This window comes from Alloalcanivorax dieselolei B5, assembly GCF_000300005.1.
Classification (GTDB): domain Bacteria; phylum Pseudomonadota; class Gammaproteobacteria; order Pseudomonadales; family Alcanivoracaceae; genus Alloalcanivorax; species Alloalcanivorax dieselolei.
In genome coordinates, this window is sequence record NC_018691.1 from 3,544,210 (window position 1) to 3,565,304 (window position 21,095).

Annotated in this window: 21 protein-coding genes; 11 read left to right on the top strand and 10 right to left on the bottom strand. The window is 56.3% G+C overall.

Annotation, left to right across the window (positions count from 1 at the left end; genetic code table 11):
• Positions 1–191 precede the first annotated feature (191 nt).
• The 7 genes from B5T_RS15690 to B5T_RS23265 all read right to left on the bottom strand — a co-directional run bounded on the left by B5T_RS15690 (position 192) and on the right by B5T_RS23265 (position 9,278).
• Positions 192–470: a hypothetical protein gene (locus tag B5T_RS15690; RefSeq protein WP_014995505.1), complete on the bottom strand. Its 279-nt coding sequence runs from the start codon at positions 468–470 to the stop codon at positions 192–194.
• Between the two features lie 68 nt (positions 471–538).
• Positions 539–1,267, bottom strand: a complete 729-nt coding sequence (locus tag B5T_RS15695; RefSeq protein ID WP_148279281.1) for an SMI1/KNR4 family protein — start codon at positions 1,265–1,267, stop codon at positions 539–541.
• A gap of 409 nt (positions 1,268–1,676) precedes the next feature.
• Entirely contained in the window at positions 1,677–2,162 is a 486-nt protein-coding gene (locus tag B5T_RS15700) for a hypothetical protein (protein WP_148279282.1), read from the bottom strand.
• On the bottom strand, positions 2,162–6,307 hold the full coding sequence (locus B5T_RS15705; protein WP_014995508.1) for an RHS repeat-associated core domain-containing protein: 4,146 nt from the start codon (positions 6,305–6,307) through the stop codon (positions 2,162–2,164). The genes B5T_RS15700 and B5T_RS15705 overlap by 1 nt, the downstream gene beginning before the upstream one ends.
• A 33-nt stretch (positions 6,308–6,340) precedes the next feature.
• Positions 6,341–7,336, bottom strand: a complete 996-nt coding sequence (locus tag B5T_RS23755; RefSeq protein WP_014995509.1) for an RHS repeat domain-containing protein — start codon at positions 7,334–7,336, stop codon at positions 6,341–6,343.
• Between the two features lie 280 nt (positions 7,337–7,616).
• A complete protein-coding gene (locus B5T_RS15715; RefSeq protein WP_041717072.1) occupies positions 7,617–7,961 on the bottom strand; it encodes a hypothetical protein in 345 nt (114 codons plus the stop codon).
• Between the two features lie 84 nt (positions 7,962–8,045).
• Complete coding sequence (locus B5T_RS23265) at positions 8,046–9,278, bottom strand: chymotrypsin family serine protease (RefSeq protein WP_014995511.1); 1,233 nt, start codon at positions 9,276–9,278, stop codon at positions 8,046–8,048.
• A 647-nt stretch (positions 9,279–9,925) separates the two neighbouring features.
• Here B5T_RS23265 and B5T_RS15720 point away from each other — a divergent pair.
• The 6 genes from B5T_RS15720 (at position 9,926) to B5T_RS15745 (ending at position 14,544) form a co-directional block, all read left to right on the top strand.
• Complete coding sequence (locus tag B5T_RS15720) at positions 9,926–10,276, top strand: hypothetical protein (protein ID WP_014995512.1); 351 nt, start codon at positions 9,926–9,928, stop codon at positions 10,274–10,276.
• Between the two features lie 67 nt (positions 10,277–10,343).
• Positions 10,344–10,841 carry a JAB domain-containing protein gene (locus B5T_RS15725; protein ID WP_014995513.1) on the top strand — a complete coding sequence of 166 codons (498 nt, stop codon included), beginning with the start codon at positions 10,344–10,346 and terminating at the stop codon, positions 10,839–10,841.
• Between the two features lie 131 nt (positions 10,842–10,972).
• Positions 10,973–11,944: a DUF932 domain-containing protein gene (locus B5T_RS15730; protein WP_014995514.1), complete on the top strand. Its 972-nt coding sequence runs from the start codon at positions 10,973–10,975 to the stop codon at positions 11,942–11,944.
• A gap of 78 nt (positions 11,945–12,022) precedes the next feature.
• Positions 12,023–12,454, top strand: a complete 432-nt coding sequence (locus B5T_RS15735; RefSeq protein WP_014995515.1) for a hypothetical protein — start codon at positions 12,023–12,025, stop codon at positions 12,452–12,454.
• Between the two features lie 97 nt (positions 12,455–12,551).
• Positions 12,552–13,553, top strand: coding sequence for a YqaJ viral recombinase family nuclease (locus tag B5T_RS15740; protein WP_014995516.1), 1,002 nt, complete (start codon positions 12,552–12,554; stop codon positions 13,551–13,553).
• A 46-nt stretch (positions 13,554–13,599) separates the two neighbouring features.
• Positions 13,600–14,544: a recombination directionality factor gene (locus B5T_RS15745; protein ID WP_014995517.1), complete on the top strand. Its 945-nt coding sequence runs from the start codon at positions 13,600–13,602 to the stop codon at positions 14,542–14,544.
• Here the strand turns inward: B5T_RS15745 and B5T_RS15750 are convergent.
• Positions 14,498–14,833: a helix-turn-helix transcriptional regulator gene (locus tag B5T_RS15750; protein WP_041717073.1), complete on the bottom strand. Its 336-nt coding sequence runs from the start codon at positions 14,831–14,833 to the stop codon at positions 14,498–14,500. The two genes, B5T_RS15745 and B5T_RS15750, sit on opposite strands and share 47 nt — an antisense overlap.
• Before the next feature lie 318 nt (positions 14,834–15,151).
• Here B5T_RS15750 and B5T_RS22365 point away from each other — a divergent pair, with 318 nt between their 5' ends.
• The 5 genes from B5T_RS22365 (at position 15,152) to B5T_RS23270 (ending at position 19,997) form a co-directional block, all read left to right on the top strand.
• Positions 15,152–17,992, top strand: coding sequence for a PKD domain-containing protein (locus B5T_RS22365; RefSeq protein WP_014995519.1), 2,841 nt, complete (start codon positions 15,152–15,154; stop codon positions 17,990–17,992).
• A 133-nt stretch (positions 17,993–18,125) separates the two neighbouring features.
• Positions 18,126–18,377, top strand: coding sequence for a hypothetical protein (locus tag B5T_RS15760; RefSeq protein ID WP_041717074.1), 252 nt, complete (start codon positions 18,126–18,128; stop codon positions 18,375–18,377).
• 44 nt (positions 18,378–18,421) lie between these two features.
• Complete coding sequence (locus B5T_RS15765) at positions 18,422–19,219, top strand: OmpH family outer membrane protein (RefSeq protein WP_041717075.1); 798 nt, start codon at positions 18,422–18,424, stop codon at positions 19,217–19,219.
• A gap of 71 nt (positions 19,220–19,290) precedes the next feature.
• Complete coding sequence (locus tag B5T_RS15770) at positions 19,291–19,596, top strand: hypothetical protein (RefSeq protein ID WP_014995521.1); 306 nt, start codon at positions 19,291–19,293, stop codon at positions 19,594–19,596.
• 29 nt (positions 19,597–19,625) lie between these two features.
• Complete coding sequence (locus B5T_RS23270) at positions 19,626–19,997, top strand: hypothetical protein (RefSeq protein ID WP_148279284.1); 372 nt, start codon at positions 19,626–19,628, stop codon at positions 19,995–19,997.
• 45 nt (positions 19,998–20,042) lie between these two features.
• Here the strand turns inward: B5T_RS23270 and B5T_RS15780 are convergent, their stop codons facing one another.
• Positions 20,043–20,351, bottom strand: a complete 309-nt coding sequence (locus tag B5T_RS15780) for a helix-turn-helix transcriptional regulator (protein WP_330932974.1) — start codon at positions 20,349–20,351, stop codon at positions 20,043–20,045.
• A complete protein-coding gene (locus B5T_RS23860) occupies positions 20,275–21,072 on the bottom strand; it encodes an inovirus Gp2 family protein (RefSeq protein WP_014995523.1) in 798 nt (265 codons plus the stop codon). The genes B5T_RS15780 and B5T_RS23860 overlap by 77 nt, the downstream gene beginning before the upstream one ends.
• Positions 21,073–21,095: the final 23 nt, after the last annotated feature.

The window sequence follows — 21,095 nt, forward strand, 5'->3', positions numbered from 1 at the left end:
CGTCTATTTACTGGGCTCGTGATCGGAACCACAATTATGCCAAAGTTAGAGCGTTTTTCAGAGATTCCCTTACAAAGTATTTACGGCGGATTCTAAAAAATTTTCTGGCGCCTCTCAACCTCCCACCATCATTTCCTAAAGAGGAACAAAATTCTATTTACAAAAAAATATCCTAAATAAAAGCATTTTTATCACTCACTGAAAACCCCATAAAGAAAACCCAATAATGCACCAAGTGCCGGCACAAGAAAGACCACGACAAAATAGAACCTCCCAATCTCCTTCCTTGATTTCTTCTTATATCCTGCCTCATATACATATGCCCCGAGAACAAACAGAAAAAGCGCCGGCCTAAAAATTTCAAAGTCTCGTCCCCCCTCCATCCATACCCACCAAAAACCAGATAAGGCAGCCAGGCCAAAAACCATCAGAAGATTCAGAGTCAAAACAAAAGCACCAACCAATCTCATTTTCTACCGCCCCCAAAAAAATAATAGACCCAAAACAAAACAGCATTAACCACACAACCCATCTGCAATCATTTATCATAAGCCGACTGCATTAAATTTGTGTTTGGCTTCCCGGGATACAGAACGAACCCCCCACCAGCTCCACTAGAGAGGAGGCTATCGTATACTGTGTCGGCATTATTAAATATCGTTTGCACAACAGCCCCTCCCTGTAAAGCCTGCAATGAGGCAGAAGCAAGAGAAGTACTGTAAGATCCTATGTTGACCGGCAGCTCTCCTATTGCGTTTTTAGCCACAGTATAATCGGCCATCTCCGTAATATTGGCAAATTTTGTCCTTGCCATGGCGCTACCAGCAGTTACAACATCAGGAATACGTCCAACCGGAACTCGCCCGCTGGCCAAGTCAAACATAAGGTTACCACTCACCGCCGCCAGTTGGGCGTCCTGATTTCCGGGAAAGAGGATCTCCGCTCCTAGCTCAAAAGCACTCGAAGGCACACCACTTTCTTGATCCTTCAACGCGCTAACAAAGTTTCTATAATTCAGCCCGAAATCAGTGGAATATTTCGCAACAGTTGCTGTTCCAAAGCTAATAGCACCTACACCGGCCACCTTACTTAGCAAGGTTGGCTCCGGCGCGCCCAGCATCACTCCTCCTCCGTTCGACACCCTTAGAAACTCTAAATAATCCTCGGGAAAATCAATCCCAATCCTATTTTCCAGTCTAGTTATCTTATCTTGAGAAGCGCCTTTTTCTTTTGTGAACTCGCTCCAAAGTGCACTGTATATGGTCATATTCCAGATCAACCTCCAACGTCTTTCTGAAGCTTACTCCACCAGGGAGTAACCTGCTTCCGATGCAGCCCTCTATCTATGATCATCTTATTATTCACGTCCACAGGAGAACCGCCGAACTTGACTGGCTGAATCTCAAAAGTGCCATTCGGGTCAAGTCTTACCTTTTGCCCCTCGTCCCCACCTCACAAAGAGCAAAAAGCAAGACGTGGCCCCAAACTTGCGGAGGGCAAGCTTCCTAAAAGAATCAGGTCATTCAGTCGTAACATCCTTCTTTGTAGCAGTACATACACAAACCACATAGAGACTGCCATATCCGTGGCAATGCATCCCACCGTTCAGGATCATCTAAACCACGCTCTAATACTATAACCAGAACCGGCCCAATCCCTCGAATAGCCAGGATGATCTATACCTTTAGATCTTCTTGGTACTCGGACAAAATTCTTTCATCTATAAAATCCAATCGAGATTTCAGCATATCCCCATTCTTCTTGGTTGCAGGAACGTTGACAGGCACAAGTTCCGCGACTGAATTTCCTTTTTGTGCTGCCTCTACCCATTCAAGCATTGCACCAATGTAACCATCCAGAGCCGTAGCCGGATTTGGGCATTCCTCCACAGTTAAGTAAGTCGCAGGTAAGTCACCAACAATCACCCATATCCATTCATCCACGTCTTCTCTGCCTGGGATGATTTGAAATAGAAAAACGGCGACGATTCCTGAATAGAGCATCCCAACATAGGACTCCGTAATCCCCAAGCACCAATCATAAAACTCCAGATACTCCCTTGCCTCACGATACATCGATTTATTCTCATCAGTATCATTACGCTGCATCAATAGGTAATCAGACCATTTCTCTACTTTTGACAAGTCTGGTGAGTTATTCATTATCTTTTCCGTCGTTTGGACCACCTTGAAAAATCGCCGGCGTCTCGATGGCGCTGCATGTGCTCACTACGTGGGCGCGGCTTAACATTAGTAACATGATCCGGGCCACCATCTGCTAGCGGAATTTCGTGAGAAACATCCTGGTTTCGACCAGTTCTCGCATCCTTTGGCCAAGGCTGCCCCATTTGCTGCTCCCAGTCCTTTCTTAATTTTGGATTGGTTGTATATCTTTCTTTATTAATCCAACTGAAAGCACCCTCTGCAACCTCATCTGCGCCACCTCCAACTATATCAAAGTTAGCAGCCCCTTTCCTTCCCCCTTGTATTAGCGTTGCTGCCCCGCCTGGAACGTAAGGAAGAGCAGCAGCGGCAGTATCTACAATGATGCCACCACCATCCAATAGAGCACCAAGGTAATTTCCATTAAACAGATTGTCCGTAAACGATGTGATTCCTAAACCGATATTAGCAATGTCCCACACCGTCTCTAATGGGATTTCACCGGTAGGATCCGTCTTATTAATAGGATCTGAGCCAACATACGAGTAAAGATTGAGCCCACCCTCATATCCAATCGTATCCGGCTGCAGGAACCGCCCCAGCGTCGGTGAGTAAACCCGGCTCTTGTAGTGATACAGCCCCGCCTCTCTGAGCACGATCTGACCGGTATAGCCAAATCGGGGGCCATTCTCTTCCGTGAAGACGCTGGATTCACCGTAAGGGCCATACGGGTACAGGTCGGCATAACCGCAGTCGTCGGATATCCCCACCACGCTGCCCAGGCGGTCGGCGTGAAACCATTCGGGGAAGTCACAAACGCCCCCCAGACAGGTCACCAGTGGATTATCATAGCCTTCACCGTGGGCATAGGTGTTCAGCAAGGCCCCCTGCCCGTCCCATTCCGCGATCAGATCCGGGCCGTCGTAGAGAAAGCGGCGGCTCTGATCGTCACTGTTGATTTCCCGCAGTTGCCCCAAAGGTCCGTAGACCAGTTCAATCTTGGACGTGGTTCCCGCATTGATCGACGCCAGTTGATTGTCCGGGGTATAGAGATAAGTGGCACCGGCCGCTTTCTTGACGTTACCGCGGGCGTCGTATTCCACGCCCTGAGACACCTGCTGGTTCAGGCCGTTGTACTGGAAGGTTTCGGTACCGGACGCCCCTGGCCCCGGCCATTCATAGGCGGGGTTGGACAGGGTTTCCTTCTGTAGTTGCCCAAGACGGTAGTAGCTGAAGGATTGAGCAACGTTGTTATCGGCTTCGGCGAAGCCGCCCTGCTCCAGAAACGACAGGTTACCGGCAGTGTTGTATTCAAAGCCGGTGTAGATGCCGTTCTTCCGGGTGATCTCGCGGCGGCGATTTAGCCCGTCGTGATCAATGCCCACCAGTTCCGAGCTGGCTGAGCGTACCGAAGTCAGGTTCGAAGCCGCGTCATACAGGAAATCAAAGGCATCGGCGCCACTGATGGCCATGCGGGTGCGGTTGCCCGCCGGGTCATAGGCGTAATTGACACTGCCGATCCAGTCCGAAGTGGCGGTCAGCCGCCCCAGTCCGTCATAGGTATAGGTGATCTTGCGGCTGGTGTCGTTGGCGAAATAGGCCTCGGTCACATCGCCCAGGTGGTTATACGCATAGCGAACATTGAAGCCCGAATCCGAGGAATAGGACTTGGCGATACGCCGCCCAAGGGCATCGTACTGATAGGTAACAGTGGAGCCGTCCCGGCGCCGCTCGGTAACCACTTGCCCCAAGGCGTCATAGGTGTAGGCGATATAGTCCGAGGCATTGGTTTGCCCGGGCTGATTCGGACCGGGGAAGGTGATCCGGGCCAGCCGTCCGAAACCATCCCGCTTATAGACGGACCGGTTACCCGCCGCGTCACGGATTGAGGTGGTTTCGTTGTTTTTATTGTAGGTGTAGCGCACATATTCCTGTTCCACTCCGGACACGGAAACGCCACGGCGCTCGGCGACCAGGTTCCCCGCTGCGTCGTACTGATATCGGGAGACCTGGTCACTGACCACGGAAGATACGGAAGCCACACAGGCGTTGCCGCCGGCAGAGGTGGTGCGCAGGGCCTTGCACTGCAGCCGCCCGGCATTGTCATGGCTGTAGTCGGTGTTGCCGTTAAACCCCTCTTCGGAGATCAGATCACCGGCACCGTTATAGGAGAACGTGGCGGCCATCAGGGCACTGAATCCGTTACCGTCAGCCGAGGCCATCTCCAAACGGTGTTCCAATAACCAGCCGTCCGCGTTGTACTGATACTGTTGCGCACTCCGGCTACCCGAGGCGTTGGCCGGCCCCACCTCCAAGAGAACCCGCCCTTCCGCATCGTATTGGTAGTAGGAAGTGTCGCCGCTACCGGCCAACGGACCGTCCTCGGTGAGGCGGTTGCCGTGGTAGTCGTAGGTGAATTGGCGTTTACTGCTGACGCCACCGCCACTGACGGTCACCGCGGTCAGGTTCAGATTTTTCCAGAACCCGGCGCCACCGTCGTATTCATAGGTCGTGACCCGGGACTGACCGCTACCGACGGTTTCCGTCTTCTTGATCACGCGATAGATCGGCGGTAGGGGGGAAACCGATTTGGTGCCACTGTCATAGCCGGTGGCGGACCGGGCAGCGTATTGATGGGTCACCCGGGGGCGAGTGCCGGAGGCATCCGCGGGGGCGGTGATTGTCACCACGCCACCATGGGCGTTGGCGTAGGTGTAGTTGGTCCTGGCACCTTTAGCGTTCTCGGTCCAGGTGGGTTTATTGCAGATCTTCCGGTTGGCGTCCGTGCAACTGGCGGGATAGGCCGCCGTCTCGGTCAGCGTGTCCCCTCCGGCGCCCGGTCTGGGCAGCGTTTCCACCTTGGTGACGTTACTGCGGGCATCATAGGTAAAGCGCTTTTGATTCCCCTCGGGAGAAACGATACCGGTCAGGCGATCATGCTCATCGTAGCTGTACTCGGTGGTATTGCCCCGCTGATCCGTTTGGGACACCGGGCGCTTCTTGTCCTCGAACACCATGGACACCGTCGCGCCAGAGGGGTCCGTCTCCGTCGAGGTGCCGCCTGAAAAGGCATAGGACCAGGCTCGGGATTCGCCGTCGGAAACGCGGGCGACTTTGTCACCGGAATACGCAATGCTCCATAACGAAGGGGCATTCTGACCGGCCGCTTTGACCGCGGTTATGCGATTCCGTCCATCGTACGTATAGCTCCGGCGGACATTATCCACCGTGTAGTGCACAAGGGTGGGTGCATCCAGGCTATAGGTATACTTTACTTCCCCATCCCACAAAGGACGCCCCTGAGGGGAACACTGGGCGGTCATGTAGCAATTGCTGCCCTGCCCCCAGTTATAGACATGAGCACGGGTAATTAGAACGGCACGGGAGCCTCCTGGAACACAGATCCCGGGATCAGAGGGGTCACATGTGTACTGGAAAAACAGTTCAAAGCCACGTGTGCTGGTAACTCTTTTCAGGCGTCGAAAGCCAAAACCGTAGGGGTTATCGGTATCGGCCCGGGTAAAATGGTCATACTCAAAGTGGAGGGTTTCCCCATTGGGCTTGGTGATACTGGCAAGATAGCCACAATCCGTTTCACCGCAGGCAATCAATCCCCACGCCATGACATGGAGCTCTTTCACCTTTTCAAAGCGGTATTCCGTGCCGTCCTTAAGCGTATAGATCGCCACTCGTTCTTCATTGGACCCGGTTCCCCCAATCGTCCTGAGCGTGACCCCCGGATCCTTTTGCGACACGTAGTAGTGGTCCGACTGTTTGTCCAGAATGTCGCTGACAAACCCCTGGGTCACCACCGCGACGTCTTTGCCTTCGTATTCTCCGATGGAGATCTTGATATCGAAGTTATGGGAGGTGCCGTAGCCAAACGGCCCCTTGTAATCCATGAACTCACTATTGAACTGGCGCTTCAGGTTCAGGCGGCCATCGTCCCCGCCGATGCCGGCATCCTCGCTCTGGTAAACAAAGGCGCCGGTCCGCAAGTCCACGCCTTTATCGTTCAGCGTGTAAATGGAAGGCGGGAAACCGGGAATATCGGCCAATGAGTAGCCCGGCATCGAACCCAGACCAATAAACACCGCCAGAACGCCGAGCAGGCCACGTAACGGATTTTTTTGAGAGCATTTCATATCGAATCCCTTTGCAGTACTGTCCTTAGCGTCCTAGCGACGCGCCCCAACCAGTACCCCCCGGTTGGTGAGGGTGTAGTTGTTGCCGTTGGAGACCAGCGCCGCACCAGGTGCGCCGCCTGCTCCACCGGTTCGGCCATCCCAAGAGGTTTGCCCCCGGGCGCCAGCTTGACCTGCTCCACCACCATTACCACCACGGCCATAAGGGGTGGGCTGCCTCCCTGTTTTTAGGGCGCTACTACCCAGCCCTCCACCACCAGACACCGTGCCGGCGCCGCCTGAGGTAGCGAAATTGACATTCTCCACGCCGCCACCGGCCCCATTGGGGAAGCCCCCACCACCAGCACCACCAAAGTGCGAGTTGTTCCAGGCGTCTGAAAAAGGTCGGTCGCCCCCCTTGGAACTCGCCCCCGAACCGCCACCACCACCGCCAGCCTTCACCTGGCCACCGCTCTCGATGATCAGCTTGATATCCGCCCGCAGATTGATTGCCGCTCCCCCTTTTCCTCCACTAAGGGGGTTAGCATCTCTCATCACCGCATTGCCACCGGCACCTCCACCGCCATAGACCTTGCCCAACACCCTCAGCGTCAGTTCATTACCCAAACTCTTCGGCCAAGTACCAGTATCGATAGCAACACCGCCCGCCTTGGCACTTGCTGCTCCTCCCGTACCCATCACCGTGGCGGACGCCGGTACCGTGAATGTAATTCGGGCCTTCTGGGTGCCGTCGTAGCCGTTTTGATTGGCCAAGGCCCGTAAATTGATGGCAGGCCGGCCCACTTTGCCGGGGACGGTAATCGTGGCTTCGAAGACTTGCTCTTCAGGTTCATCGTCACCCTGCACGACGGCGACCTCAGTGCGATTACCCATCGCGTCATACTGATAAGTCACCTGGGTTCCGTTCTCATATTGGATGGCGGTGACGCGCCCCAAGGCGTCATAGGAATAGGTCGCCGCATTAACCAAACCACATAGCAACACGGTCAGGCCCAAAAGCGTTTTTAAAAGTCGGATTGGTGTTTTCATCCTTGCACCCGGCAGTCCTGAAAACCCCGATCTTATACGGCTCATGTTTCAATATGTTGATCTGGGCACTGCGTATTTAAGCAATTACCAATATAGCAATCGTGGCTTTCTGCCCCCTACCGTGTTCCTTAATCAACGTGAAAATGGTATGCCCGATAACACCGACCACACCTTAACGACCTTCATTCAGGTGGTTTAACACGAATCCAGATGAGCGATGCCCCCGAGACAACGGACCGGAACGCGTGAGGAAGAGGGGCTGATCTGACGAGTGTAAGGTCTACTGAACTGGGGACTGCCGGCGCAGTTCGACAGGAAGGAGTCGCACTTTCACCGGAACCCCCAAAAGCGCTTCCGCTTCTTCTTTCATTGCTGCCTCATTCATGATTCCGCTTTCCGATCGAACAGTAAGAACCACCCCGCCCTGCTCTGCGTCGGTCGCCATACCCTGCAATGCCGGAAAGAGCTGTCGCAGTGCCTCTTCATGAAGATCGATGACTTTTCTGAGTTCGACGGCATCGTGAACAGGGGCAATCTCATTAGACATTGTTCTACCCACGGCGATCAGGATCGCAACCGTAGCGATGACAGCGCCTATTTTTAATAATGAAGAAGACGTTTTCATTCAACCTTCACCGCATCTAAAATCGACGGCTCTCGGGGCTCCCAGCGTAAAAAAGCGCTGAGAACTCCGAGAGTAACACCCATTTCAGGGACCATACAGTAACTGGAGCCCCAGGGATGATAGTCGATCAGTGCTTTGATACACCGCCAGAAGACAATCCCCAATCCCGGTCCCCGTTGAGGCGCCGGCGGAGTGAATGCCCGTTGCCACCGTGCTCACAAACCAGGGGCCTCCGCTGTCACCTCCCGCACAGGCCAAGCCGGTTCCAGAGCTCGGCGGTACCATCGAGATCCAAGTGGCATCACAAGGCACCGGATTCGAGGCTGGACCGCAGGTGTAGGAGGTCGGCTGAAAGTCAGTCGCATCCACGTCACCACAGCTATAACCTGTCGTCGATCCATAGTGGCAGAAGTTATTCCCCACCGCTGTGCTGGCTTGGGTGCGTCGCCCTGTCAAAGTTCGCGGCGTTGTCGTGGAGTTTGCATAAAACTTGGGCTCTTCCGTAGCGGCCGAGGTATACCACTGTTCATCATTACTGGCCGTAAATGACCGGGCCTGATAAGTGAGAGTCGCGGAGGCGCCGTCAACCCCGGTATAGTTGGCACTTCCGGGCCCACAGTGGGCAGCCGTGGTGACGCCCGTTGTCGTTCCCGTGGTTCGTTTGACCACGAACGCAGTAGTACACCCCATATCCAGGCTGCCACTTCCCCGAACCGCTTGCCTCTCCAGAGGAACAGGGATGACCCGAACCCGAACAGGCACGCCGAGTTGCCGAGTAGCAGACGCTACTTGCGACCTCACCTGGCGTGATTCTTCGTCCCTCCCCAAAATAGTCAGAACCACTTCTCCCGTTCTCGGATCGGTATGAGTCCCTTGGAGACCTGAAAAATTCGCTTTGAGGGTATCCAGGTTCGTGCCAATCGCCTGCTGGAGTTCTGCCTGCGTATGTGTCGCACCACTAACAAACTCCACAGCCACCTGTTCGTTGGATACATTGAAGGTTCTCGAGGCGATCAGCTCATTTCCTTTTAATCGAACAACAACCCGATCCATTGGGGTATGTTCAATGTACAAGCCGGCTAGACGGTTTTGGTATTGATCTCGCAATTGCGAGACCACATCTGCCGCCGCAGCTTGCCATTTCAGACGCTGCAGTGCATCGTCTTCGCTAATATTGTAGACCTTTGAAAATTGGGCCGCTTCCGCTCTCAGCCCCAACTCGAATGTCTTTGACGTCATGTCATTAGCCATTACTGTTCCGGAAATAAGCCAAGCCAGAGCGGCCAGCGCGCCTCCTTTCATTGCGTTCTTCCACATGAGAAAGTCCTCTGCATCACGTTATAAGGATTCCGTTCACTCTCGATTCGCCGCCGGCTGATAGTGGGATCGGTTCACTACAATGGTCATCTACCGCCGCAGACAGGGGTAGATTTATCAGCTCCCCACCCTTGGCTCAACGCGATTCGGATTCATTACAAAAAGTTCATCCAAGCCTTCTGTGTAACGTAAGTACAGCCCACCCTGGTGACATCACCGTCTCTATTTCGCGTTGGAGATCCGCAATCAACGCACGCCTCAACCCACAATCCCAACACACCCCGTCCCTATTTCCCCTCCTTATGCCCCCACAACAGAGCTACCGTCCGCCCCATGATGCGGACAACACTCCAACAGATTCGGTGCTGGTTCCAGGCGCTCAATGATGACCATGTGTCTATACCGCCTTCCAGCGGCCGATTCGAGCTACAAGGCACAAATACCCCGTTGGTGCCTAATAATGGTCCTTCTCTACCTTGATGTGCGTAGAGGCGTCACGCATCACAAGCACAGCGCCATAGGCTGGGGATTTACGCGCAAAGTGCCGCTACTCAAGCAAATTTCAGATACATACCACCGTCATGACGGAGCCTCTCGGTGTGACTTCTTGTCCTGCTCTTTCCCTCATCCCCCAATATGGAGACGGTATGCTCCCCATTTGCCCCAAATGTGGCTCTTCCCGAACCCTCCGGCATCACGAGGGCCGCAAGGTCTGCGGCGCTCTGGGCTCGGCGGCCGGTGCCGCCGGTGGTTTTTCCGCCGCGCTGTCCGGCGCCCGCGCCGGCATGGTCGTGGGTACCCTGGCGGCAGGATTCGGCCCGGCGGTGGGCGGTCTGGCGGGGGCCCTGGTCGGGGCGCTCGCCGGCGGTTTTGCCGGCGGTTCCGCCGGTGCCGTGGTCGGCGACATGCTCGATGATCTGGTGCTCGACAGCCAGGAGTGTCTGGAGTGCGGTCATCGTTTTCCGGCTCCGACCCAACCTCCGCCTTCCAGGGACTGATCTTCCCCTTTCCCCTCTTGTCTTGTTCAGCCCGCGCTTGCGGGCTTTTTTATGTCTGGAGACCGCTATGGCCAAAGATGTCCCTTCCACGTGCGAGGACAGCGTACTTCACCGCGTGCCGTGTTATCTGTCCCGCGACGAACTGATTAACGCCGCCTCGGCACTGTTGCTGGAAGATCTGGTCAGTCAGGACCGCCTGTCCGATCCCGAGGAGGCGGTGGCCTTCCTCAAGCTGACCCTGGCGCAGCACCCCACCGAGCACTTCGGCGTGCTGTTCCTGACCAACAAGAACCGGGTGATCGCCTATGAGCACCTTTTTCAGGGGTCCATCGACACCACCACCATCCATCCCCGAGTGATCGCCCAACGGGCGTTGGCGCTGAACGCGGCGGCGGTGATCCTGGCCCACAATCATCCGTCCGGTTGTTCCCAGCCCTCGACGGCGGATCGCACCAGTACCCGCCGGATGACGCAGGCGTTGGAGCTGGTGGACATCCGGGTCCTGGATCATCTGATCGTGACGCCCACCGAATGGACCAGTCTCGGCCGTCTCGGGTTTCTTTAAGCGGATTTGAACGGGCGTCGCCCCGTGCCCCACCCGCCTGTCTGACGGCCCGGCCCGCGCTCGTTTCTTCACTTTCTTACTTGCCCGTCATCCGACGGTAATCCCTATTGCCATTTTTAAGGAAAATCATCATGGCGCATCTTGTTGAAAACATGGCCTATGTCGGCCAAACGCCCTGGCACGGCCTGGGCAATCGTTTAACCCCGCATCAACCGCTTGAGGTCTGGCGCCACCAGGCCGGCCTGGACTGGCACATCGAAGAAGCCCCGGTCCGTTTTATCGACAGCCCGCGCGGCGGCCTCGGGGAGATCCTGTCCTTCGAGGATCACAAGGTGCTCTATCGCTCCGACAGCCGCGCACCGCTTTCCGTGGTCAGCCAGCGTTACAAGGTGGTGCAGCCGGAGGCCATATTGGAGTTCTACCGGGATCTGACCGAGGTGTCCGGCTTCGAGCTGGAGACCGCCGGAGTCCTCAGGGGTGGCCGCAAGATCTGGGCGCTGGCCCGCACCGGCCAGACCGGCGTGCTCAAGGGCAACGACCGCACCGACGCCTACGTCCTGCTGGCCACCGCCTGTGACGGCACCATGGCCACCACGGCCCAGTTCACCAGCGTTCGGGTGGTCTGCAACAACACGCTGGCGGTGGCGCTGAACGGCCAGAGCCAGGCGGTGAAGGTCTCCCACCGATCGGTGTTCGATCCGGACGCGGTCAAGCGCCAGCTGGGGATTTCCGTGTCCGCCTGGGACGAGTTCATGTACCGCCTCAAGCGGCTGAGCGAGCGCCAGGTCAAGGACACCGAGGTACAGACCTTCCTCCGCAGCGTCTTTCAGGACGAAACCGCCCAACGGACCAAGGCGACGATCACGCCCGTCAACGAACGCGCCATGGAAACGGTCAGGGCCCTGTACGACGGCCGGGGCCGGGGCGCTCATTTGCCCTCCTCGCACCGCACCGCTTATGGCCTGTTAAACGCGGTCACCGAGTTCGTCGATCACGAACGGCGCAGCCGCACCGCCGATCATCGCCTGGACTCCGCCTGGTTCGGCCAGGGCGCCACCCTCAAACGCAAGGCGCTGGACCAGGCACTGCGGCTGACGGCATGACGCCCTTTGCCCACGACATGCCATACCCCCACCAGAGCGGTAGGCTCTGGTGGGCGTTGTTATGGAGGATAATCGATAATGAAAACGACCCCACTGTATTTCCGCCCTTGTGGACAGGCGGCGGACCGGGTCAGTGAGACCTTACCCACGGGGGTAGCGGCCGTTTGGGGAGCCGCCCTGTTCGACGGCTTGATGGGCTCACCCGGAGCGCCCGGTCATGACCAGCGTCTTCGGCCGTGCGGGCACGGCGAGTGGATTGATCTGATCTGCGCCAGCACCCGCTATCTGGCGCCGCTCTGGACCTGTTGCCGGCGCTTCTGGCCACCGGGTGCACCGGCGGACGGGGCCTTTGAAGCGGACGTGGTGCGCCCCTTCGGCGAGCTGCTCGGTTACCACCTGGTTCTGCACCAGGGTCAGTGGCCCTCGGACACTGAAGCGGAAGCGGTCATCCACGATCTTGTCACCGCGTTTTTTAATCGGTATCCGTCGGGGCCTTCCGCGCCCGCGTAGCCCACTCTTCCCCGATCTCGTCTTCTCTCTCCCTTCTCGATCCAAGCCCTGCGACAGCCGAGCGGCTGCCGCGCGGCCCGGTTATGGAGTACGCCCCATGAACCCTCACCCTCATCGCCCACAACGGCGCCGCCCGGCTCTGCGCCTGGTCTCCACCAAACGTCTCAGCCGAGCAGACTGGCTCGAAGTCCGCAAACAGGGCCTGGGCGGCAGCGACGCCGCCAGCGCCATCGGCCTCAATCCCTATCAGTCTCCCCTGGAGTTGTGGATGATCAAAACCGGGAGAGAGGACGCGTTGCCCACCGCGCCTCAGGACGACCTCGCCTCCCCCCTGTATTGGGGCACCGTGCTGGAACCCATCGTGGCCGACGCCTACGCCCGTCACACCGGCCGCAAGGTGCGCCGCGTCCACGCGGTCCTGCAACATCCGGATTCGGACAAGGCCTGGATGCTCGCCAATCTGGACTACACCGTGGTCGGGCATCCCGACGTCCAGATCCTGGAGTGCAAGACCGCCGGAGAGTACGGCGCCCGCCTCTGGCGGGACGGGGTACCGGACTACGTCCAATGCCAGGTCCAACACCAGCTGGCCGTCACCGGCAAACAGGCGGCCGATGTCTGCGTGCTGCTCTGCGGCCATGAGATGAAAATCTTCCGCATCCCACGGGACGACGCCGTGATCGAGCGATTGATCGAACGGGAGCGGACGTTCTGGCGCCACGTCGAGAACGACACGCCGCCCCCCGTGGATGGCAGCGCCTCCTCGGACCGGGCCCTGCGGGCGCTCTACCCCCACGACGACGGGGCGGTGCTGGATTTCACCGACGACGCCGGACTGTGCGGCGATTTCGACGAGCTGCTGGATCTGCGCGAGCGCCTGGCCCGGCTACAGGCGCGGGAATCCCGGCTCAAGCAACGCCTCCAACAGGCCATGGGCCACGCATCCGGCGCCCTTTTTGGTAACGGCGAGGTGTCCTGGAAACGCAGTGCGGACAGTACCGTGCTGGACAGCGAGCGACTGCTCCAGGTCCATCCCGGATTGCTCAAGCGCTACGGGAAAGTCAAACCGGGTACACGCCGTTTTTTAGTACGCACCTGACACCTCACCACCGCTATCACCACTGCCTCATCTACGGGAGTTCACCATGCTCAAGCAGCTTGCCATCACGCCGCCCGTGATCGGTCGGATCAGCATCGGTCGCATCGTCGAGAAAGACGGGAAACGCCGACCGGAGAGAGACGATCAGTTCACGCTCACTACCCAGATCCAGACCCGTCAGGGCTGGGTCACCCACCCCCTGGACGGGCAGCTGCGTCAGGACGCCCCCGGCGGCAAGCTACGGAGCCTGCCGGTGCGGCTGTTGTTCAACGATCCGGATCTCAACCTGAGAGCCAATTACACCCGTTTCGATCGCAACACGGGACGCCCTCTGTGTGTGGGGGATGGGGAAACCTGTCGGCGGCGGACCGAGGACGGTGTTCAGTCCTTACCCTGTCCCGGCCCGGAGGCCTGCCCGCTGGCCGGCGAGGGCGCTTGCAAACCCTACGCCCGGTTGAGCGTCCGGATTGGCGATGACGATGATGTCGGTGTGTTTCTGTTCCGGACCACCAGCTACAACAGCATTCGTACCCTCACCGCCCGGCTGAGCTACTACCACGCCCTGTCCGGTGGGCACCTCGCCACTCTGCCGCTGTGTCTGAAACTGCGCGGCAAGAGCACCCGGCAAAGTCACGGCACCGCGATCTACTATGTGGATTTGACTCTGCGTGAGGAGCAGCCCCTGGACGTGGCCCTGGTCGAGGCTCGCGATCTAGCTGAGACCCTGGCGGCCCGCGGGTTCGATCAGGCCGCCCTGGATGCCGCCGCTCAAGCCGGACTGGCCAATGGAGCCTTTGAATACAGTGAGGATGAAGGGCTGGAGGTGGTGGAAGAGTTCCCGCCGGAAGCCCCTGGCTCCGAACCGCACAGGGACGGTCCCAAGTCGGACGAGACCCCGCCCTCGGGGCTGCGCCAGAAGCTGGGACTGGCTCATCCCTCCGACGCTAATCCAGCGTCTCCATCAAGGCCAGGAGGGCCTGGCGTCGCTTGACTGGCATGCGGCGGAAGGAGCGCAACAACGCTTCCTCCGCATCATTGCGTGCCGACAAGGCCTTCGGGGTTTCCGGCAGACCGCCCTCCCCCTCGCCGTAGACCAGCTCGTCCAACGAGACGCCGAGCACCATGCTCAGCCTGTGCAGTAAACGAAAGCCCGGCTTTTCCCGGTCATTTTCCCAGGCAGACACGGAGGCTTTGGTCACCTCCAGCTCAAAGGCCAATTGTTCCTGGGTCATTCCCAGGCGTCGCCGGGCTGACTTCAGACGCGTGTGAAAGCCTGACATTAGGGGGCCTCAGCATGGATGACCCCTAGCACACTATGGAATATCCATACTTTTGTCGTATGGCATAAATAGACCTCAAAAGTATATTTATACCATACTTAATTAGTACGGAATCCGTGAACCAGCCCTCACTTTCCGAACTTGAAATAACTCAAAACACCGCTCTGGCGTCATTGCCCGGCTGACCGCCTTTTGGGGGGAAACGGCAAAGCCACATAAGCGGTGATACGACACGGAAGAGCACACAGAGGACCTCCCCCTGCACCCGGTTCGGGTCCCTTTTGCCGATTGGCAGCTTCAATACCTAAAGGAGTCATCATGATCAAACGATGGACCGGCCTCAGTCTTATCCTGGCCTGCTTGATTCTCACCGCCTGTGGTGGCAGCGGTGGCGGCAGCCACCCTGGTAATAACGGCGGCACCCCACCAACGAATCCCGACGACGGCGGAGACGACAATGGACCGCCGCCCGGCACCATTAACGTGTCTCCCAAGGCGGATGCCGGACCGGATCAGAACGTCAAGGTGGGGGATACCGTTACCCTCGATGGCACCAAAAGCCGCGACGAAGACGGCGATCCCCTCACCTATCGATGGGAACTGGAATCCCGTCCTGATGGCAGCGCCGCTGAGTTGCAGGGTGCGGACACCGTCAAGCCCACTTTCGTCCCCGACCTGGACGGCGAGTACGTCGTCAGTTTATCCGTGAACGACGGCAAGGCCGATAGCAAAGCCGACCGCGTCACCATTACCGCCGACCACGACAACAGCGCCCCGGTTGCGGACGCTGGTCCCGATCAATCGGTGAAAACCGGAGCCACTGTTACCTTGGATGGCTCCGCCAGCAGCGACGCGGATGGCGACCTCCTAAGCCATCAATGGTCCTTCGTCACCCGCCCTGAAGGGAGCATGGCGGAGTTGGAAGCCAGCGACACCGCCAAGCCGCGCTTTGTACCGGATGTGGATGGCGTCTATGAGATCGCATTGGTGGTCAATGACGGCCTCATCGATAGTGCCTCCGCCACGATCACCGTCACCGCCTCAACCCCGAACAGCGCCCCCGTGTCTCACGCGGGTAACGATCAGAGCGTCACCGAAGGCGCCACCGTTACCTTGAACGGCTCCGGCAGCAGCGACGCCGATGGCGACCCCTTGAGTTATCAATGGTCGTTCGTATCCCGCCCTGACGGCAGTACCGCTACGCTCGCCAGTGCGGATACCGTGGCGCCCACCTTCGTCGCGGATGTCGCTGGTACTTTCGTGATCGAGTTGATCGTCAACGACGGCCAGATCGACAGCGAGCCGACCAGCGTGTCCGTCACGGCGGAACAGGCCAATGTTCCACCGGTGGCCGACGCCGGCCGTGATCAGAACGTCATCGCGGGCATCACTGTCTCACTGGACGGCTCCGCCAGCAGCGACGCGGATGGGGATTCCCTGACGTATCAATGGACCTTCGTTGCCAAGCCCGATGGCAGCGCGGCGGCCCTTTCCGACGCCACCAAAGTCACCCCGACGTTCATCGCGGATCTGGCGGGCACCTATGTGCTGGAGCTGGTGGTCAACGACGGCGAGACCGCCAGCGCTGGTGACCGGATCACCATTACCGCCGAACGGGAAAACACCTTGCCCGTGGCCGATGCCGGGCCGGACCAGAACGTCACCGAAGGCGCCACCGTTACCTTGAACGGCTCCGCCAGCAGCGACGCCGATGGCGACCCCTTGAGTTATCAATGGTCGTTCGTATCCCGGCCTGACGGCAGCGCTGCGGCGCTCGATCAGCCCAACAGTGCCAAGCCCCAATTCGGCGCCGATGTCGAGGGGCAGTACGTCGTGCGACTGGTCGTGACCGATGAGGCCGGCGGCGTGAGCGACGCGGACACGGTAATGATCACGGTCAGCAAAGCTAACTCCATCCCTGTCGCCGATGCGGGTGCCAACCAGAGCGTACTGGTGGATGACATCGTTGTTCTGGACGGTCGCAACAGCCGGGATGCCGATGGCGATCCTCTGAACTACCAATGGGGCTTTGTGTCGAAACCTGCGGGCAGCACCGCGACGTTGTCGGATACCCAGGTCGTGTCCCCCACCTTCGTGGCTGATGTGGAAGGGAACTACGTTCTCAGCCTGGTGGTAAACGACGGCGAGGCCGACAGCGCCAGCGACAACGTGACCATCACCGCGGAACGTCTCAACACGGCACCGGTCGCGGACGCCGGGCATGACCAAAACGTCTATACCGGCACATTGGTCACCTTGGATGGCTCCGGCAGCCATGATGCGGACGGTGACTCGCTGACGTATCAATGGCGGCTGGTCTCCTCGCCGGCGGGTAGTGCGGCGGCTTTAGTCGATGCCACAACGTCCACGCCGTCTTTCACGCCGGATTTTGATGGCACCTACGTGGCCGAACTGAAAGTCAGTGATGGCGAACAGGAAAGCCCGGCAAGCCAGGTCACCATCACCGCCACTACCGCAAACAGCGTTCCGGTGGCCAACGCGGGGCCGGATCAATCCGTCTATGTGGGCAGCACGGTCACCCTGGACGGCAGCGGCAGCTCGGATGCGGACGGGGATCCACTGACCTACACCTGGACCCTTCAGTCCGGTCCGGCCGGTTCCTCCGCAGAGTTGGTGGATGCCGGTACCGTCGCCCCGTCCTTCACGCCGGATGTGGCGGGTGACTATGTGGTGAACCTGACGGTGAGTGACGGGGAAAGCAGCAGTAATACAGCCTCCGTTAAGATCCAGGCCGCCAATCCCAAGCTTCGAATGGAAAAGCAGGAAACGGATGTCTTGGGCAATCCAACCGGCTGGAGTTCAGTTGGCCTTCCCTATACGACCAGCCGCTCATCCTCCCGAAGCTGTGTCGGCTCCTGTGGAGACCGGTATACGCTGAGCACCTTCCGACTGACGGCCGTGGGCCGGAACTACACCGTGAAAAATGTTCAGGCGGTCATCATCAGTGGCGCCGGTACTGGCCTCAATCCGCGTATCACAGGCCTGAGTTCCGACCAGGTCATCGCGGACGGCACCACCGTTGGCTTCACTTTGGACGTGTCCTACGTGCGGGTATCCAACGTTACCGTCCAATTCTCGTTCGAGGTGGACGAAACGGGTGATCGATTCACGGCTACGGAGACCATAACGCTGCGATAAACCGACACTCGCGTCTTGCTCGGGGGCCTGGCTGTGCATCAGGGCCCCGAGCATGACGATGGGCTGGTCAGCGCGAACCACCGTCTCCCAGCTTGGCCATCGATCCCCCAAAAACTCGGAAAAGGAATACTGAGTGAAACCCCATCGCAACCCGAGACGGGAGAGCGCCCTCGCAATCGTGATTGTGGGGCTGGGAGTGGCCGCTTTACTTGTTGCCCTGCTCTTCGGAGCAACCGACGAGAAGATCGGCAAACTTGCAGCTTCCGGCGCACTGATCCTGGGGATCATCGGCGCCTCACAGCTATGGCGACAACCGCCTTTGGACCCGCCTCACTCCGACCGAACCGAGGGTAAACACACCAGCCCCGAAGAACGCAACCCTTAAGCTCCCTAGCCTCATTTATAATTTATATCGACAAGGAACAAACCATGCTGCTACCCAAAGTAACAACCATATTACTTTTATCATTATTAATTATCGGCTGTTCATCAGATGTCGACACGGTAAGAAAGGGTCGTCTACAGGAGTTTCCTGAGTATACTGTGTCTCAAGCATTAGAAAATAGAGATATATGCGAAGACACCAGCTGGACTACCTTTACCGACAGCCGAGGCCGAAAGATCGTTCGTTACAAATGCGAAATGAAAGGCATCGAGAAATATAATCTCGACATGGCTAACGATTTGATATCAAGATCGGAAGACAAATCTGTGCAAAATCAGCTTAGATCAGAAATTCAAAAAATGGAAAAAGAAATAAAGACAAACAAAGAAAAATTCGAAAAAATGAAAAATGATCGAGAAGCCCTTGATGGTTCCGGACTACTAGGAAAAGATTTTAATGAATATTGGCGTCAAAGAGACGAGATAGGAAACCTGAATATTGCAAGAGCAAACCAAATAATGAGAGAGCGCCAATTAACAAAGAAGATAGAGCAGAACAAAAAACTCATAAAAGAAGAGGATATACTAGACAAGAAAAACAGAAAAACCGGCGAATACATCCTTAACAACTACAAAGGCACCGGCGCCTATGAAACCATCGACTGGGTTGTGATCGAGGATGGAACCTTTATGGTTATTGGGGGGAGTCTTCATGAAGTGGAACTTGGGCAGAGCGAATTTAGAGAAATACCCAACCAGGATATTGACCTAGCTCTTGACTTAATCTACCAGAACGTACCAAGCCATTACTTCTACTACAAAGAAGCACTAGGGTTATTCTAAAACACCGCCACCCAAGTTACCAACGGCTTCTTTCCATCTGAGAGGCCGTCTCAACTTCATAGGAAATACTAATGAGAAATATTATACTCTGCTTTCTTTTTTTATCCCTTTTTGCCTGCTCAGAACCAAGCTATAACGCCAAAGACAAGAGCACTCAGATTGATAGCTTTATAAAACTGGCATCGAATGCCCCAAATGATCAGAAGGAGTATTTTTTTGATCTCTATGTCGCATACCTACAACCATACGAAGACATCAATGGCGAGATCGTTACAGAAGACCTTAAAAACCTACATGGGATGAAGTTCGATGAAGTCATGAATGAGCTCTGGCAGCACTACGACAAAGTCGACTACTACTCTCAACACGATGAATAACAGCATTACCATTACTGGAAGGCACCGTTATGGGAATAGTTATTGCAGTTATCCTGTTAATTGGAATTATATCATTACCTCTCACATTATTCAAAGAAACGTCTGCAATGGGGATTTATGTAAGGGCAAACACGCCTCTTATCTCAGTCATGGCTACAGAAAGATTCTTTGCATCCTTTAACGGAAAGGTCCCATCTGCCTTCATGGCAAGCACCGCGTTTATATACTCAATAATATCAATAAGTGAAGTTTTCAGAAGGAGAGGAGCTCCTTTTATAGAGTGGGCCGTAATAGCTGTTGGTGTGGCCTTCTTTTCTTCACCAGACAACAAATACATTGTTTATCTTATAATCTCTTTTCTCACTTTTATAATAGCCTACTCTAGCAGCCCAAATAATTAATCTTATAAAAACCGATACAATTCACAATCCAACCAAAATACATCCTTAATTTCTTGTGCTTTGCTCCTCCTCCCCATCCCTCTCCTCTATCCGCTCCATAATCCAAGACTCTATTTCATCAGCGACCCAGCCTGCTGCACGTGCACCCAAACTGACCTGTTTGGGAAAGCGTCCTTCAGAGATCGCTTTATAAATGGCTGACCGCTTCAGACCGGTGGTATCCATAACTTCTTTCAAACGCATGATTCTCATGATGATTAACACCTCGGCATTCGTCTCATGCGATAGGGCCTGGCTGTAAAATATAACCGTAACGACCTCCCCCTCGACTGCACCGAAGGTTCCGAAAACCATCTCCAAACTGCTTTGTCTCTTCTTTGGCCAAATAGCTCAGTCGATTGAATAATCCTGCTATCTGGCTATCACACACTGCCGAATGCCGCTTTATCCGGTAGACACCTCCTTCCGGAAAATGCACCAACCCCACCGCTTGCTCCGTAGTCCACCCCAACGCACGGGCCCAAGCCGCGACAATACGTTTTGCCAGACCATCTGGACGTTCAATGCGAGGGTCCGCCGGGATATCAGGATCGAACTCGCCCGTCCCATTTGCTCGCGGCATTTCGCCAAGGCCTCGGTAGCAATCCCCGTTCAGAAACAAGCACACATGAAAGTGGTGCTGATGAGACACGCCTTGCTCTCTCACGCAAACATATTCGAGTCGACACCGAGGTGCTGTCCTTCCATCCCGCTTACGTTTCATCAGCTCAGCCTCTAGTTGAGCTCGCAATGACTGTATAAACCGTTCTATTAGATCCCCTCGGCGATAATACCCATTTACCGGCAGAGCAAGATCCACCCGCACAGCCATAGTTCTTGGCTGGCTGTGGATAGCCCGTGTCATCGTTTCGTGAATTCGCTCTAAATAGGGGATAAAGAGAGGTCCTCGTTGAAGCTGAACATCGTAGCCTTGCCAAGGGCCTGAGTGATGAAGGGAGAGATTGGTATTATCGTGATTACGTTTTCGCATTTTTTGCTCCTCAGAACAGTAGTGTTCATAGGAACAAGCCGCCATTTATTTTTTTAAGCTCTGCAACT